This window comes from Leifsonia sp. LS1, from assembly GCF_020521355.1.
Lineage (GTDB): Bacteria > Actinomycetota > Actinomycetes > Actinomycetales > Microbacteriaceae > Leifsonia.
The window spans coordinates 485018-500112 of record NZ_BPER01000001.1; the positions used below are offsets into that span (position 1 = coordinate 485018).

Sequence of the window (15095 nt, forward strand, 5' to 3'; positions counted from 1 at the left end):
GTGGAAGATATCGTCATCACCGGGCTCGGCCTCCTCACCGCGATCGGCGTCACACCGGCCGAGAACTGGGAATCCATCGCCGCCGGTCGTTCCGGAATCCGCCGGGCCTCCATCGTGCCTGTCGAAGGGCTGATCTCAGATCGTGCGGGCGAGCTCGTCGACGGGCTGAGCTGGACGCCACGAGTCCGCCCGCCGCGAGCGAAGGCCGTCGACCGTTGTCACGACATCGTCGCCGATGCCGTCGCGCAGGCAACCGAGGCTGCCGGTCTGGCGGCGTCGGGCTACGCGGCCGAACGGATCGGCGTGTCCTTGGGTACGTCCCTGGGCGGTGCACGTTCGGGCGAGGAGTTCCAGCGGCAGTGGTTGAGGCGGGGGCTGCGCTCAGCTAACGCATCGTTGCTCCGGCACTACACGTTGCATTCGGTCAGCGACTACATTGCTGAGACGTTCGGCTTCGCTGGTCCTCGAGGCGTGCAGTCGAACGCCTGCGCGGCCGGTGCTGTCGCGATCGCCTACGGTGTCGAGTTGATCCGCGGCGGCACAGCCGAGGTCGTCATCGCGGGTGGAGTCGACCCCCTGGCGTACTTCTCTTTCGGAGGCTTCTCTTGCCTGGGAGCACTCGACGCGGAGGCGTGCGCTCCCTACACCCGAAGCTCGGGTCTCAACCTGGGTGAAGGCGCCGGCATTGTCGTGCTCGAGCGTCGTTCGGTCGCGGAAGAGCGCGCAGCGACCATACTCGGTGTCGTTGGAGGTTACGGTCTCAGCGCCGACGCATATCATCCGACTGCCCCAGATCCGACGGGACGCGGAGCCACCCGCGCAATGGTGGCAGCCCTCGAGATGGATGGGCGTTCCCCGGCTGAAGTCGACTACATCAACGGCCACGGCACCGGTACGCCGGCTAACGACAGCGTCGAGCCCAAGGCCATCTCTCATCTGCGCGAGGGAGTTGCTCCGCCGATCAGTTCGACGAAGTCGATGATCGGCCACACCCTCGGTGCGGCCGGCGCCGTGGAGGCGGTGGTCACCGTGATGGCGCTGCAGAAGCAGATGCTTCCCCCGACCGCAGTGCCCGAGGGAACGCCGATCGACGAGCGTTTCGGCCTCGACATCGTCCCCGGCAGGGCGCGCCCCGTCGACCTGAAAGTCGCCCTGTCGAACTCCTTCGCCTTCGGCGGGAACAACGCGGCTCTGCTGCTGCGCACACCAGACGAACGTGGCCGCGCCGTCGCACCCGCCGAACGTCCCGTCGTCATCACCGCGGTGGCCGCGATCGCCGGTTCCGCGGCGGACTCCGCAGCGGTGGAAGAGTGCCTGCGTACCTCGACGGCAGCCTATGGCGAGCAGCGTGTCGAGGTCGAGGGGTATGGTGAGTTCCCGGTCGCGGACGTGCCCAATGCCGTTCTGAAACGGGGGATCAACCCACAACACCTGCGTCGAATCGATGCATTCGGCCGGCGGGCCGCGGTGGCGGCTGCGGATGCGCTCCGCAATCGCGGGCTCACACGAGAGGAAGCTGCGGGTACTGGCCTGATCTTTGCGACGGGGACGGGACCAATTGCGACCGTCGAGGCGTTCCAGCGTGAGCTGCTGACCGCTGGCTCGGGAAACACGCGGCTGTTCCCGAACACCGTGATGAACGCGGCCGCCGGTCACGTCGCGATCCTCAACCGGTTGCAAGGCCCCACGGCCACGCTTTGCGCGGGTGGAACGAGTGGCATCACTGCGCTTCATTTCGCCACTCGTCTGATCGAGAACGGTTCGTGCGACCGCGTGCTCGTGGTCAGCGCCGATGAGGCACCTTCGGCGATGCTGGCCGGATACGCGCGCATCCCTGGTTACCTCAGTCGCGATCGCAGCCTGCCGTTCGAGGCCTCGGGCAAGGTCTTCGGGGGAGCGGGCGTCGCGATCCTTCTCGAAGCCGCTGACGTCGTACCGCGCGCGCCCGTTCTGGGCCGGATCGAGGGGTTCGGGCTGACGGGAGACGCGAGCGGTGTCGGCCGCCTCGACACGTCGGGCGACGGCTGGGCACGGTCGTTCGAGCTCGCCGCTGAGTGATTCGGGAGTGCCCGCAGACAAGATCGATGTCGTGGTTGCCGCTGCGTGCGGCCGCGCAGTGACCGACGATGTGGAGCGTCGTGCGCTCGAAGCTGCCGGCCTGTCCGGTGCCCGGCTGTCAGCACCAAAGAGCCTGTTCGGCGATGCCGGAGCTTCGTCGGCACTGCTCGGCGTTCTGCAGGCAATCTGGATGCGGGGGGTCGACAGTACCGACGTTAACGGTTTCGCGCTCGTCGACGCGGCGCGAAGCGGAGCGGGAGGGCCAGTGCACCGCGTTCTCGTGTCGTCGTTCGAAGTGGGAGGCAGCTATCAGTCGCTGGTCGTCGCGACTGACCACGCCTGACGGGGTGTGCGTCGAAATCTGGAACATCGTGGAGAAGGGTCGCACCGACAGTCTTGGTCGACAGCTCGGCGGATCTGGCCGTCAGGCCCTGTCGGAAGCTGCCGCTTGGCGCGTGTGCCCGAGCGGGTCCTCTTGCGCCCCTGTCCGGACACGAGAGCTTCGTTGGCAGTGTTCGAAATGCCAGGCGACATGGTCCGTGTCGACAACAGTCGGCCTCACCATGGTCGTCCGGTCGGTAGTGGCATGCGGGATCGATATCGAGACCCGGCGAGACCGCCTGCGAGCTTTCGCGCGCGCCTCTGTCTGGAGTGGGGTTCCGGTCCGCGAAATCGAGCAGTGGACTCAGGCCGAAGCATTGTGGAAGGCGGGGACGAGCCTGGGTCGACCCGCGGCCGACTCGATTCCGATCCCTGAGCGTTGGGTGACAGGTTGGCAGCTTTCTCGCGACCACAGCGCATGGATCTTCACCGTCTCCGCGCCCCAGACGGTTTGGAGCGTTGCGCTTATGCGGGGACTCGAGCGTGCGAGAGGCAGATTCACGGTCGAACGCTCCGTGGCACGGGGCAAGCCCTCGCTGTCCGATGCGGCGGAGGAACTCCGTGGCGGTGGCGCCGCGCATCCAAGTGTTGATGCTTTGTGGTCGGGCCGTGGTGGCTAGCTCGCGGATGAGGCGGTGCAGTCGCAGATTTGGCGGATCGTTCGGGTGCAGGACCGCGGTCAGGTCATCGGTGAGGACGCAGCTGGTGCAGAGCCCGGAGCGGATGCGTTCGCCTCCTTGCCAGCATCGGTCGCAGCCCAGGTCGGTGATGATGCCGGCGCAATCTCGACAGATCATCGCGCCGCTCGTTGAGCGGCCAGGGAGGAGACGTTCGGTGCCGCAACATCGCGCCCTATTCCGGTAGCGGAGCTAGGATCGCCTTTCCGGTACGCGGACGCGAGCGTAGGACGGAGCCTCATGCAAGCTCGTTCAGCGGCCTATGCGCTTCCTCCGTTCAGGTGGCGGAGTCGACCTCGGTGGCGGGGATGCGTCGGCGCGTGAAGAACAGCAGCAGCTGGGCGCCGAGGAAGACGGCGAGCGTCGACAGGTCGGCGATGGCGACTGTGCCGGCGACGGCGGCGACCTGCGTCACGCCGCACGACCGGTTCGGCTGGTCGGGCTGACAGAGGAAGCGGTCGCCGCTGGTGATCGCGCCCGTCTTCAGCCACAGCGGGATCAGTTGGTTGTACGCGGTGGCGAGGCCCTTGGTCAGCGTGGGGCCTGAGTGGCCTTCTCCGGGCACCGCCCAGTAGGTCACCTTCCAGCCCGCGTTCTCGGCTGCCGTGGCGGTGTCCTCCACCTGCTGGCGGAAGTGCGGGTCGGCTGCCCCGGCGACGAAGATCCCGCGCATGGGGTGGTCGGTGTAGTCGCTCGCGGCCATCACCTTCGCCGGCCAGTACTTCTCGTACTCGGCCTCGCTGCCGCCGTAGTACTTCGCCCGCGTGCGGTCGGAACGATACTCGCCCGGCTTGTCGGGGCCGGAGATGTCGATGACGTTCGCCCACAGGTCGGGGTGCTTGGCCCCGAGGTACGCGGCGCACTCGCCCCCGTGGGAGAACCCGGCCACGGCCCAGTCGTCGCGGTCGCCGGAGACCGGGAGCTCGGCCCTCACCCAGTCGGGCACATCCTCGGTGAGGAAGGTCTCGAGTTGTCCGGCCGAGGTGTTGCTGCAGGGCGGGTTCTTGTCGACGGCGCCGAGCTGGTCGACGACGAGCACGAACGGCGCGTCGTCCAGCCTCTCCTCTCCGAGCGAGTGAAGGGCGTCGAGGGTCGCGCCGAGCGTCGGGTTGCCCGGCTGGCCCATCATCATGATGACGACCGGGCGCGTGCTCGACGGATTGCGGATCCACCCGGGCGGCACGAACAGGTGCGCATCGCGGGAGGAGAAGCCGGACGCGGTGGGCGGGATGTGCACGGCCAGCTGGTAGCCGTCGACCAGCGTGGACGCGGTGACGGGCACGCGCTTGCCGGCGACGGTCACGGTCGAGAAGGCCGGAGCGACCGCGATGACCGCGATGCCCGCCGTCAGCAGCCCGGCGATGGCCGCGAGCGCGACGGCGACCGCGCGCAGCCGCGTGCTCTGGACGGCGTGGCCCAGCGCGAGCGGGAACAGCGACGCTGCGAGGCCCACGGCGAACCAGCCGAGACCGCCGAGGTCGGGGCGCGGCGTCAGCGCGGCGAGGAGCAGGAGGGCGACGAGCGCCGCGACCTGCGTCGCGATCACGGCGATGACGGTCGGACGCGCACGGAATCGCCAGGCGCGCCGAGCGAACCGCCACGCCGGGTACGCGCAGACGATCGCGAGCGCCAGGCTGAGCCAGGCGAGGGTCCCCATGCCTCCACCCTAGGTGCACCACCGCATCCGGCCCCGCCAGGACGACGAGCGCGAGGTGAGAACTCTGCCGGAGCGGGTGAGAGTCGCCTCAGGGGTGGGGGGCGGCATGGTGTCGCTCCCCCTCGGCTCTCCCGCTCCGGGAGCGTCTATCTGGGTGTCGGTCGAGCCGACTCAGCACTCACGGGCACTGGTAATGCATGTTCGTGTAGCCCGTCTGCCAGCCGATCGTGGACGACGTTGTCATGAGTTCTCCTTCACTATGACGCCGCTCAGTGCGACGCGAATCGGCGTTGATTCGATCGCCGCCTCCAAGCCGCGCGCCGCTGGGCCAATAGTGTTGTGGGACACATGTGCCGAATCGCTGGCACTTTGCCGTATCCAGCGAGCTATTCCTCCGTGGTCGCGGCGTCCGCCCAAGTGCGAACCGCCCCTGGGCACAGGGGTCGCATTCTGCCGCTTCGCCGCGCGCAGAGCGGCAGTTCGCGACCCCTGTGTCGGCGACGCAGCGTTGCGGCAGTGCGGCGCCGGGTCAGCGCGCGAAGGTCGCGTAGCGCGCCCGCAGGCCGTCGAGCAGCGCGTGCAGGCCGATCGCGAAGGCGCCGTCGGCCGGAGGCGCGTCCCCGACGGCGGCTGCGCGGGCGCTGTACGCGGATGCGAACGCCGGCACCTCCGCCTCCGCTCCGGTCGGGTCGAACATGTCCCCCGGGGCGACCGCGTCGAGCGCCGAGCCGAGGATGAACGACTCGACCGCGACGATCGTGGGCAGCACCTCCGGCTCGGGCCATCCCGCGGCGGCCATGGCGGTGACGACCGTGTCGTACATCCGCATCGTGCGCAGCGCGCCGTGCAGCGGCATCGTGGCGAGCATCGCGATGGTCGGGGGATGCCCGGCGAACGCGACGCGGTACGAGTACGCCCAGTGCAGCATCGCCCGGTCCCAGGGCTCGGTCGCGAACGCGCTGACATCGATCCGGTCGCTGATGAGTTCCCGGATGCCCGCGATGACGTCCTCCTTGCCGTCGACGTGGTTGTAGAGGGCGCTGGGCCGCACGCGGAGGGTCTGGGCGAGCCGGGCCATGGTGAACCCCTCGGTGCCGCCCTCGTCGAGGAGGCGCAGTGCGGCCTCCGCGATGAGGTCGCGCGTGAGCACCGTGGTGGTCGGCCGGCCGACGCGACGGGCCGGTCGATCGGCGCGGGTGTCGCTCGGAGGCTGGGGCACGATCACACCCTAACCCCCGCGGTGCGCACGAATTCCGGTCCTGCTCTTCCCCTCGCGCGGATCGTGCCCTAGTCTCTGACGAAATAAAAGAACGTCGTTCATTTTGCGGCGTCGGACTGCGGAGGTGCGATGGGCACGACGGTCTTCGTCAACGGGAGGATCCTCTCCGGCTACCGTGCGGATGCGCGCGAAGCCGAGGCTGTCGCCGTGGTCGACGGTGTCGTCGCCGCGATCGGTGCCGAGGCCCTGGCGCTGCGCGCGGGCGCGGGCGAGGTGATCGACCTGGCCGGAGGCGTCCTCGCCCCCGCGTTCGGAGACGGCCACGCGCACCCGCTGCAGGGCGGCCTGGAGAAGCTCGGGCCGCAGGTGCGGTCGTGCGGCAGCGTCGACGAGATCGTCGCGTGCGTGAAGGAGTGGGCCGAGGCGCATCCCGAGCAGGAGTGGATCTACGGCGGCAGCTACGACGCGACCCTCGCCCCCGAGGGGATGTTCGACGCCCGCTGGCTCGACGAGGCCGTTCCCGACCGCCCGGTCGTGCTGCGCGCCTGGGATTACCACACGGTCTGGGTCAACTCGGAGGCGCTGCGCCGCGCGGGCATCGACGCCGACACCCCGGAGCCGGCGCTCGGCCGCATCCCGCGCCGCCCGGACGGGACGCCGCTCGGAATCCTGCAGGAGCCCGGCGCCGTCGACCTCCTCGTACCGGTCGAGCCCGGCCGCACGCACGAGGACCGCGTGGAGGCGCTGCGCCTCGCCACCGCCGAGTACGCGGCCCTCGGCGTCAGCTGGATCCAGGATGCCTGGGTCGAGCCGGCCGAGGTGGAGGCGTACCTCGCCGCCGCCGAACGCGGCCTGCTCTCCACGCGCGTCAACCTGGCCCTGCGCGCCGACCCGTTCCGCTGGCGCGACCAGGTGCCCGGCTTCGTGGAGGCCCGCCGACGCGTCGAGGAGATGGGCGACCCCCTGCTCACCGCGGCGACGGTCAAGGTCTTCGTCGACGGCGTCGTCGAGAACCACACCGCCGCGATGCTGGCCGACTACGCGGACATCCCGGGCGACCGCGGACTCCCGAACTGGGAGGCCGCCCAGCTCGCCGAGGCCGCCGCGACCTTCGACCGCCTCGGCTTCCAGCTGCACCTGCACGCGATCGGCGACGCCGCCTGCCGCACCGCGCTCGACGTGTTCGAGCACGTCGAGCGCGCGAACGGCCCGCGCGACCGCCGCCCCGTGATCGCCCACGTGCAGCTCGCGGACCCGGCCGACCTGCCGCGGTTCGCCGCGCTCGGCGTCACCGCCAACTTCGAGCCGCTCTGGGCGCAGCTCGACCCCATGATGCTCGACCTCACGCTCCCTCGCCTCGGGCCGGAGCGCGAGCAGCTGCAGTACCCCATCCGTACGCTGCTGGAGACGGCTCACATCTCCTTCGGCAGCGACTGGCCGGTCAGCGACAACGACTGGCGGCCCGGGATCGCGACCGCGGTCACCCGGCAGACCGCGGCGCGGGTGCCCGAGGCGGGATGGACCCCCGCCGAGCGCATCGCGCTGCCCGACGCACTGGAGGCGTACTCCGCCGGCGTCACCCGCCAGGCTTTCGCCGAGGCGACCCGCGGCGAGCTCATCGTCGGCGCCGCGCCCGACCTCGTCTGGCTCGACCGCGATCCCCGCGCCGTCGACCCGCACGACCTGCGCTCGATCGCCGTACTCGGCGCCTGGGTCGCAGGCGTGCGCCGGGCCTGAGAGCCGACCCGCTCCTCCTTCCCCGCACGAACCCGAATGCACCACTCGAATCAGAGAGGCAGCACCATGACCACGACCGACCTGCCCGCCCAGCCGCGCCTCAAGCGCGCTCTCGGGCCGACCGCCCTCATCCTGTTCGGCCTCACCTACCTGGCGCCCGTGACGGTCTTCACGACGTACGGCATCGTGACGAAGTCGACCGACAACCACCTCCCCTCCGCGTATGTGGTCGCCCTCGTCGCCATGCTCTTCACCGCATTGAGCTACGGGGCGATGGCGCGCGCGTTCCCCGTCTCCGGCTCCGCATATACCTACACGCAGCAGTCGTTCGGCGGCCACATCGGCTTCCTCACCGGGTGGACGCTGATGCTCGACTACCTGTTCCTCCCGATGATCAACTTCCTGCTCATCGGCCTGTACCTGAACACGCAGTTCCCAGAGGTCCCGCAGTGGGTCTTCGCGCTCGCGTCGCTGCTGCTCGTTCTGCTGTTCAACGTGCTCGGCATCACGCTGGTCAACAAACTGAACGTCGCGATCGTGGCCCTCTCCGTGCTGCTCGTCGTCGTGTTCGCCGTGCTCGCGATCAAGGAGCTCGCCACGAACCCGTCATCGAGCACCCCGAGCCTCATCGAGCCGTTCCTCCCCGGCTCCGGCGGCCTCGGTCCGATCTTCGCCGGCGCCGCCGTGCTCGCCCTGTCGTTCCTCGGCTTCGACGCGGTCTCCACGCTGTCGGAGGAGGCCAAGAACCCGAAGCGCGACATCCCCCGCGCCATCCTCCTCACCACCCTCATCGGCGGCGCGATCTTCATCGTCGTGTCGTGGCTCGGCGCCCTGGTCTTCCCCGACTGGCGCGACTTCGCGAACGTCGACTCCGCCGGCGTGGACCTCATGGCCAAGGTCGGCGGCACCTTCCTCACCTCGTTCTTCGTCGCCGTCTACGTCGTCGGCGCGTTCGGCTCGGGCATGACCACGCAGGTCAGCGTCTCGCGCATCATCTACTCGATGGGCCGCGACAAGGTCCTGCCCGGGATCTTCGGCACCCTCCACTCGCGTTTCCGCACCCCGTGGGTCGCCGCCGTCGCCGTGTCGATCGTGTCGCTGCTGTCGCTCGTGCTGACCCTCGACGTGGCGGCGACCATGATCTCCTTCGGCGCGCTCGCCGCCTTCTCGATGGTCAACCTCTCCGTCATCCGCCACCACCTCTTCCCGAAGGGCGGCCGCGAGAAGCCGACGGCGGGCGAGTGGCTGCGCTACGGTCTGCTCCCGGCGATCGGCTTCCTGCTCACGGTCTGGCTGTGGACCTCCCTCACCGCCACCACCTTCATCGTCGGTCTCTCGTGGATGGCACTCGGCGTCATCTACCTCGCGGTCCTCACCCGAGGCTTCCGCCGCAAGCCCCCCGTCATGGACTTCTCCGAGAAGGAGGACGCCGTCCCCGCGCAGGCGTGAGCCTGCCCCCACCCAGTCCCCCACCCAGCAATTCCGGAGATGTGAGCCGGAGTGGGCAGAACCTCCGTACGAACGGCGATTCCGGCGGCGTGTCGGCCGAGCACACCGGAGCTACGGAGGCCGTGCCCGCCACACCGTCGAAATCACCGGAACTCCGGCGATGCTGCGCCCGGCCGCACAGATCTCCGGAATCACCGGGTGGGAGAAGGGGGCGGGGTGAGGTGACGGGCGGGTCTGCTTGACTGGGTGCATGTTCCCGTACGAGCAGCTGCGGCGCCGGCCCGACGTGGAGGCGCCCAATCTGTTCGCCTCGGACGCGGCCGACCGGCTGCTGGCCGACACGGCGGGAGACGCGGTGCTCCGCCCGGGCCTGGCGGTGATCGGCGACGCCTACGGCGCCCTCACCCTGGCGGCGGCGGCGCGCGGTGCGCGGGACGTCCGTGTCCACCAGGACCCGCTCACCGGCGAGCGTGCCCTCGACCAGAACGCCGTCGCGCTGGCAACCGCCCTCGACCTCCCCGCCACCGGCATCTACACGCACCACCCTCTCGACGAATCCTTGGTGCGCGGCGCGACGACGGTGCTCCTGCGGCTGCCGCGCAGCCTGGAGGCGCTCGCAGAGATCGCCGCGCTGATCGCCGAGCATGCCCGGCCGGATGTGCAGGTGTTCGCCGGCGGGATGCTGAAGCACATGAGCGTGGCCATGAACGGCGTGCTCGCCGAGGTCTTCGGCGCGGTCCAGGTGTCGCTCGCGCGGCAGAAGGCCCGGGTCCTGACCGCCACGGAGCCGCATCCCGCCGCCGCGACCGTGCTCGACCGGTGGCCCGAGCGCGCGTTCGACGACGCGTCCGGCCTGTGGGTGTGTGCGCACGGGGCGGCGTTCGCCGGCGCGTCCGTCGACATCGGCACCCGCTTTCTCCTGAGCGTGCTGCCGCAGGCGGTACCGGAGGCGCGCACGGCGATCGATCTCGGCTGCGGCACCGGTCTGCTCGCCTCCGCCCTCGCCACCGCGCGCCCGGGGCTGAGCGTCATCGGGACGGACCAGTCCGCCGCCGCGGTCGCGTCCGCGCGGGCGACCGCCGCCGCCAACCACGTCGCCGACCGGGTCTCGGTGGTGCGGGACGACGGCCTCGGCTCCCAGCCGAGCGCGTCCGCCGATCTCATCGTGCTCAACCCGCCGTTCCACATCGGCGGCGCCGTGCACACGGGGATCGCGCACCGGATGTTCGCCGACGCCGCGCGGGTGCTCCGACCCGGCGGCGAGCTGTGGTCGGTGTGGAACTCCCACCTGGGGTACCGCCCCGCCCTTGAGCGCACCGTCGGTCCGACCCGGCAGATCGCCCGCAACCCGAAGTTCACGGTCACGGCCTCGCGCGCGCCCTGAGCATCCGCGCCCACCGGCGCACGCAGGGGTCGCATTCTGCCGCTCTCGACCACGCAGGGCGGCAGTATGCGCCCCCTGGATCGCCCGCCCGGCGAGCCGCCCGAGGCTCGCCTCCACGCAGGCTATGCGCGGCTGCGAGCCTTCACACTGCACCCGCTCCCCCTGGCAGCCCATTGTTATCCGCGCCGTCGTAGCCTCGCCTCGAGGGCGGGGAGGACGGCGAGAGATGACTCTGACACTGCACCGCCCTCGTCTGCTGCGCGGTCCAGCGCTCGAGGACCCCGTGGTCGCCCCGGTGCTCGGTACCGACAGGCTGCTCCTGCGCCCATACGGCGTATCGGATGCCGTCGACTGGCTCGCGATCGAGGCTGACGACCACGTGCGCGCCGGTCTCGGCTGGCCGCAGCGGACCGAGCGGCAGGCTCTCGACCATCTCCGCGCGCGCCGCCACCACACGGTCCTCAGCCAGGTGGGTGACTTCCTGGCGCTCGCCGTGGAGCTGGACGGTCATGTGATCGGCGATGTCTCCCTGCATCTGCGGACGCTCGCGGAAGAGACGCGCAGCGTCGAGATCGGGTGGCTGCAGCGCTCCGACCGCTGCGGCCACGGCTATGCGACCGAGGCGGCCGACGCCGCGCTCGACCTGGCATTCGGGAGGCTCGGCGCCGTGCTCGTCACGGCCGTGATCGACCGTGCCAATGCGCCGTCCGCACGCCTCGCCCGACGCCTCGGATTCCGCCTTGCCGGCACGACCGCGGCCCGGGCGACCTGGGTGCTGGCGCGCGAGGAACGCGCAGCCTCGACGAACGCCGACATCGCGGGACGCGCGTCCGCTCCGTGAGCGCTTCGCCACGGGACGTCTGCGCCGCGGCGCCCGACCGCGCTCGTCCCGAGGCGCCGCGGTCGCAGTGCCGAGGGCACACGGCGACCGCCGGTCAGGGCACGAACACCACGCGCCCCGCCGCGCCCGGATCCTCCGCCCACACGGCGGTGATGTCGCTCAGCGGCACCGGGCGCGCCTCCACGTCGAAGGTGCCGCGCGAGACGGCCTCGGCGATGGCGGGCAGCTCGGCGCCGAACTCGGGGGCCGACACCGATCCGATGCCGCTGCCGACGAGGTCGAGGCGGGCGGCGCGGAAGGCGGCCGACGGGATGCTCGCGGTCGGGCCCGCGACGGAGCCGATCTCGACCCAGTGGAGCGGTCGGCTGCGGTCGGAGCGGGCGGTGACGACATCCACGAGAGCCCGTTCGGTCGGGGCGCCCCAGACGTAGTCGAGGACGACGTCCACGTCCGCCGCCCGCGACAGCTCGTCGAACCCGATGGTCGTGTCCGCTCCGTGGCCGAGCAGGGAGGCCGTGCGGTGTGCGTCGCGACCGGCGGCGATGACCTCGCTCGCACCGAGCGTGCGGGCGACCTGCAGGGCGAGGCGGCCCGCGTTGCCGGTCGCGCCGAGGACGAGTACACGGGAGCCGGGCTGGAACGCGATCCGGCGACGGAGCGCCACCCATGACGACATGACCGGGTTCATCGCGGCGGCGACCCGGGCGACGTCGATGTCGTCCGGGAGGGGCACCGTCGCCTCGCGCGGTACGACGGTGCGCTCGGCGAAGGTGCCGAGTTCGCTCTCGTGCAGCAGGGCGTAGCGCAGGCGTCCGCTCGCGTCGCGTACGACGGCGTCGATGCCGGGGACGAACGGCAGGTCGCCCGTGCTCGTGTAGTGGCTGCCGTCCGCCTGCGAGCGCACGCGAGGGTGCAGGGCGGCGGCGAGCACGTCGACGACGAGGGAGTCGTCGGACGATGCGGCCGGTTCCGGCCACTCGGCGTACTCGGGCGGGGAATCGAACGAGGTGACGACTGCGGCGCGCATGGCTCCTCCAATTGGTTTGCATTGCGAACCATTCCATAATCGTTGGTACTACCAACTTTTGTCAAGTAGGCTCGGAGGATGAGCGAGAGAAGCGACGACGACACCCCACCCGGTGACGACCCCCTGGTGGATGCGCTGGTCCAGACCTCGTTCGTCGTGATGGGTGTGCTCACCCGTGTCGCCGCCGAGCACGACTTGTCGCTCACCCAGCTGCGGATGCTCGGAGTGCTGCGCGACCGCCGCCCGCGGATGGCGCAGCTCGCGCAGCTGCTCGGCCTCGACAAGTCGACGGTCTCCGGTCTTATCGAGCGGGCCGAGCGCCGCGGTCTGGTGCGTCGCGTGCCGAGCGCCGCCGACGCCCGGGCGGTGGAGGTGGAGGCGACGGACGCCGGCCACGTGTTGGCCCGCTCCGGAGCCGACGAGGTGCGCGACGCACTGCAGCCGCTGTTCGGGGCGCTCGACGTGCGGGGGAGGACCGCCCTGCAGCGGGAGCTCGACCGGCTGCTGGCGGATCTGCGCGGCTGAGCACGCACCGGCGCCTGCTCCCGCCCCGCTCGCACGCGCCTCGCACGCGCCTCGAACGCGCCTCGAACGCGCCACCGTCCGTACATCTTCCCCGCGTACACTCCGGTTCACCGACGACCAGGAGGAACGATGGCCGACGACACGCCCGCGACCGATCTGCGCGAGTACATCGAGCATCTGCGCGCCACCGGATACACCGTGCAGGGCGGGCACACCCCCGACCCCGAGCTGATCGACCCGGAGGGCAACCCGGTCTACACCTGGCAGGAGGGGTATCCCTATTCCGAGCGGATGAGCCGCGAGCAGTACGACATCGAGAAGTATCAGCTGCAGGTCGAGCTGCTGAAGTTCCAGTACTGGCTGGAGGACAACGACCGCCGGGCGGTCATCGTGTTCGAGGGCCGTGACGCCGCCGGCAAGGGCGGCACGATCAAGCGGTTCACGGAGCATCTCAACCCGCGTACGTCCCGGGTGGTCGCGCTGTCGAAGCCGAGTGACCGCGAGCGCGGGCAGTGGTATTTCCAGCGCTATGTGCAGCACCTCCCGACCGCCGGAGAGATCGTCATGTTCGACCGCTCCTGGTACAACCGCGCCAACGTCGAGCGCGTCATGGGGTTCTGCACCGACGACGAGTACGAGACGTTCATGGCGCAGGCCCCGGCCTTCGAGAAGATGCTCATCGACTCGGGCATCCATCTCACGAAGTTCTGGTTCTCCGTCTCGCGCACCGAGCAGCGCACGCGCTTCGCCATGCGCCAGCTCGACCCGGTGCGCCGGTGGAAGCTCTCGCCGATGGACATCGCCTCCCTCGACCGGTGGGACGAGTACACGGCGGCGAAGGAGGAGATGTTCCGCCGGACCGACAAGCGTCACGCCCCCTGGACGATCGTCCGCTCCAACGACAAGAAGCGCGCCCGCGTGAACGCGATGCGCTACTTCCTGAGCCAGTTCGACTACGACGGCAAGGATCCGTCGGTGGTGCGCCGTCCCGACCCGCTGATCGTCATGCGCGGCAAGCGGCTCGACGCGGACGAGTAGGGAGGGCAGGCGGGCTGGCGGGCGGCGGGGGAGCGGTCGGCCGCGTCGTCGCGCTAGTCGACGTCCTCGTCGTCCGCGTGGGCGGACCGGCGGCGCGGCGTGTCCAGCATCGACAGCCAGAACAGCAGAGCGAGCAGCCCGAAGATCACGAGGGCGGCGGCGAGGTCGCTCCACTGGAAGGGGATGAAGGTCCCGTCGATCGACAGCACGAGCACCGTCTCGATCACGCCGAACACCAGGAAGAAGATCCCGAGGAGCAGGCGCGTGACCCGCACGCGGCCGCGATGGTGCACCTCCACGCGCCGGAATTCGACCATGAGCGTGAGCAGGAGCAGCGGCAGGATCTGGGCGAGCGCCGCCGCCGACGCGCTGTCCATCAGCACGATGTGGAGGTCCATCGGATCGATCATCACCGTCAGGGTACACAGCGCGCGCCGGCCGGGGTCGACGGAGTCGTGCACCCCGCCTGTTCCTGTGGATTTGCTATGGTGACCCACGGCCTCTTCAACCGCAGGGGGAAACGTGCGGCAGCCCGTGCCGCGTCAACTAGGGGAATCATGAAGCGAACTCTCACCACCCGTCTCACGCTCGCGGCCGTCACCGTCGTCGCCGTCGCAGGCGCCGTCACCGGCTGTTCGGCCGGAGCGTCGAACGACACCGCTTCGACGTCCGCATCCTCGACGTCGAAGCCCTCGGCCGAGGCGAAGGTGTCGGCCGACCAGTCGAAGGCCGATGCCTGCACCGCCGTCCGGGCCGGCCTGCAGAAGCTCCAGTCCATGCAGAGCGAGGCCAGTGCGGCCATGTCCGACCCGCAGAAGGCCCTCGCCCTCTTCGACCAGATGAACGAGACCATGACGTCCATCAAGGACCAGGTCGGCAACCCGGAGGTCAAGGCGTCGGTCGACAAGGCCGCGGCGGCCATCGACGACTACGCCACCTTCCTGCACGACGCCGTCCAGAACCCGGCCTCCGTCGATGCCAGCAAGGTTGGCGAGAAGGCCACCGCCATCACCGAGTCCTTCACCGAGGTCGGCAAGGTCTGCGCCTCCTGACCCACTGATCCGCACCGGCCCCGGCCGGAACGTCGAGCGCCCCGGCGCTG

General features: G+C 70.3%; 13 protein-coding genes. 9 read left to right on the forward strand and 4 right to left on the reverse strand.

What is annotated here, in order from left to right; translation table 11 throughout:
* Nucleotides 1-2058: a beta-ketoacyl-[acyl-carrier-protein] synthase family protein gene (locus tag LLS1_RS02350; protein ID WP_226653421.1), complete on the forward strand. Its 2058-nt coding sequence runs from the start codon at nt 1-3 to the stop codon at nt 2056-2058.
* Nucleotides 2059-2065: 7 nt separating this feature from the next.
* Nucleotides 2066-2401: a hypothetical protein gene (locus LLS1_RS02355; RefSeq protein ID WP_226653422.1), complete on the forward strand. Its 336-nt coding sequence runs from the start codon at nt 2066-2068 to the stop codon at nt 2399-2401.
* A gap of 992 nt (nt 2402-3393) precedes the next feature.
* Here LLS1_RS02355 and LLS1_RS02360 read toward each other — a convergent pair.
* A complete protein-coding gene (locus LLS1_RS02360; RefSeq protein WP_226653423.1) occupies nt 3394-4773 on the reverse strand; it encodes an esterase family protein in 1380 nt (459 codons plus the stop codon).
* Between the two features lie 529 nt (nt 4774-5302).
* Nucleotides 5303-5992, reverse strand: coding sequence for a TetR/AcrR family transcriptional regulator C-terminal domain-containing protein (locus LLS1_RS02365; protein WP_226653424.1), 690 nt, complete (start codon nt 5990-5992; stop codon nt 5303-5305).
* A gap of 129 nt (nt 5993-6121) precedes the next feature.
* On the opposite strand from LLS1_RS02365, the gene LLS1_RS02370 reads away from it, so the two are divergent.
* The 4 genes from LLS1_RS02370 to LLS1_RS02385 all read left to right on the forward strand — a co-directional run bounded on the left by LLS1_RS02370 (nt 6122) and on the right by LLS1_RS02385 (nt 11403).
* A complete protein-coding gene (locus tag LLS1_RS02370; protein WP_226653425.1) occupies nt 6122-7729 on the forward strand; it encodes an amidohydrolase in 1608 nt (535 codons plus the stop codon).
* A gap of 66 nt (nt 7730-7795) precedes the next feature.
* Nucleotides 7796-9178: an APC family permease gene (locus LLS1_RS02375; protein WP_226653426.1), complete on the forward strand. Its 1383-nt coding sequence runs from the start codon at nt 7796-7798 to the stop codon at nt 9176-9178.
* A gap of 250 nt (nt 9179-9428) precedes the next feature.
* Nucleotides 9429-10562: a class I SAM-dependent methyltransferase gene (locus tag LLS1_RS02380; protein ID WP_226653427.1), complete on the forward strand. Its 1134-nt coding sequence runs from the start codon at nt 9429-9431 to the stop codon at nt 10560-10562.
* Nucleotides 10563-10788: 226 nt separating this feature from the next.
* On the forward strand, nt 10789-11403 hold the full coding sequence (locus LLS1_RS02385) for a GNAT family N-acetyltransferase (RefSeq protein WP_226653428.1): 615 nt from the start codon (nt 10789-10791) through the stop codon (nt 11401-11403).
* A gap of 94 nt (nt 11404-11497) precedes the next feature.
* Here LLS1_RS02385 and LLS1_RS02390 read toward each other — a convergent pair whose 3' ends face one another.
* Nucleotides 11498-12430, reverse strand: a complete 933-nt coding sequence (locus LLS1_RS02390; RefSeq protein ID WP_226653429.1) for a zinc-binding alcohol dehydrogenase family protein — start codon at nt 12428-12430, stop codon at nt 11498-11500.
* A 78-nt stretch (nt 12431-12508) separates the two neighbouring features.
* Here LLS1_RS02390 and LLS1_RS02395 point away from each other — a divergent pair, with 78 nt between their 5' ends.
* A complete protein-coding gene (locus LLS1_RS02395; protein WP_223358344.1) occupies nt 12509-12955 on the forward strand; it encodes a MarR family winged helix-turn-helix transcriptional regulator in 447 nt (148 codons plus the stop codon).
* A 129-nt stretch (nt 12956-13084) separates the two neighbouring features.
* Nucleotides 13085-13993 carry a polyphosphate kinase 2 gene (gene ppk2, locus LLS1_RS02400; protein ID WP_223358343.1) on the forward strand — a complete coding sequence of 303 codons (909 nt, stop codon included), beginning with the start codon at nt 13085-13087 and terminating at the stop codon, nt 13991-13993.
* Nucleotides 13994-14046: 53 nt separating this feature from the next.
* Here ppk2 and LLS1_RS02405 read toward each other — a convergent pair whose 3' ends face one another.
* Nucleotides 14047-14403 carry a hypothetical protein gene (locus LLS1_RS02405; RefSeq protein WP_226653430.1) on the reverse strand — a complete coding sequence of 119 codons (357 nt, stop codon included), beginning with the start codon at nt 14401-14403 and terminating at the stop codon, nt 14047-14049.
* A 147-nt stretch (nt 14404-14550) separates the two neighbouring features.
* Between LLS1_RS02405 and LLS1_RS02410 the strand changes: the two genes are divergently transcribed.
* Nucleotides 14551-15045 (forward strand): hypothetical protein, encoded by a 495-nt coding sequence (locus LLS1_RS02410; RefSeq protein ID WP_223358341.1) that lies wholly within the window; start codon nt 14551-14553, stop codon nt 15043-15045.
* Nucleotides 15046-15095 lie beyond the last annotated feature (50 nt).

What these genes read in the sequence shown, in the direction of transcription:
- LLS1_RS02360 (WP_226653423.1), bottom strand. Translation starts at nt 4,773, where the DNA reads ATGGGGACCCTCGCCTGGCTCAGCCTGGCGCTCGCGATCGTCTGCGCG.
- LLS1_RS02370 (WP_226653425.1), top strand. Translation starts at nt 6,122, where the DNA reads ATGGGCACGACGGTCTTCGTCAACGGGAGGATCCTCTCCGGCTACCGT.
- LLS1_RS02375 (WP_226653426.1), top strand. Translation starts at nt 7,796, where the DNA reads ATGACCACGACCGACCTGCCCGCCCAGCCGCGCCTCAAGCGCGCTCTC.
- LLS1_RS02380 (WP_226653427.1), top strand. Translation starts at nt 9,429, where the DNA reads ATGTTCCCGTACGAGCAGCTGCGGCGCCGGCCCGACGTGGAGGCGCCC.
- LLS1_RS02385 (WP_226653428.1), top strand. Translation starts at nt 10,789, where the DNA reads ATGACTCTGACACTGCACCGCCCTCGTCTGCTGCGCGGTCCAGCGCTC.
- LLS1_RS02390 (WP_226653429.1), bottom strand. Translation starts at nt 12,430, where the DNA reads ATGCGCGCCGCAGTCGTCACCTCGTTCGATTCCCCGCCCGAGTACGCC.
- LLS1_RS02395 (WP_223358344.1), top strand. Translation starts at nt 12,509, where the DNA reads ATGAGCGAGAGAAGCGACGACGACACCCCACCCGGTGACGACCCCCTG.
- ppk2 (WP_223358343.1), top strand. Translation starts at nt 13,085, where the DNA reads ATGGCCGACGACACGCCCGCGACCGATCTGCGCGAGTACATCGAGCAT.
- LLS1_RS02405 (WP_226653430.1), bottom strand. Translation starts at nt 14,403, where the DNA reads ATGATCGATCCGATGGACCTCCACATCGTGCTGATGGACAGCGCGTCG.
- LLS1_RS02410 (WP_223358341.1), top strand. Translation starts at nt 14,551, where the DNA reads ATGAAGCGAACTCTCACCACCCGTCTCACGCTCGCGGCCGTCACCGTC.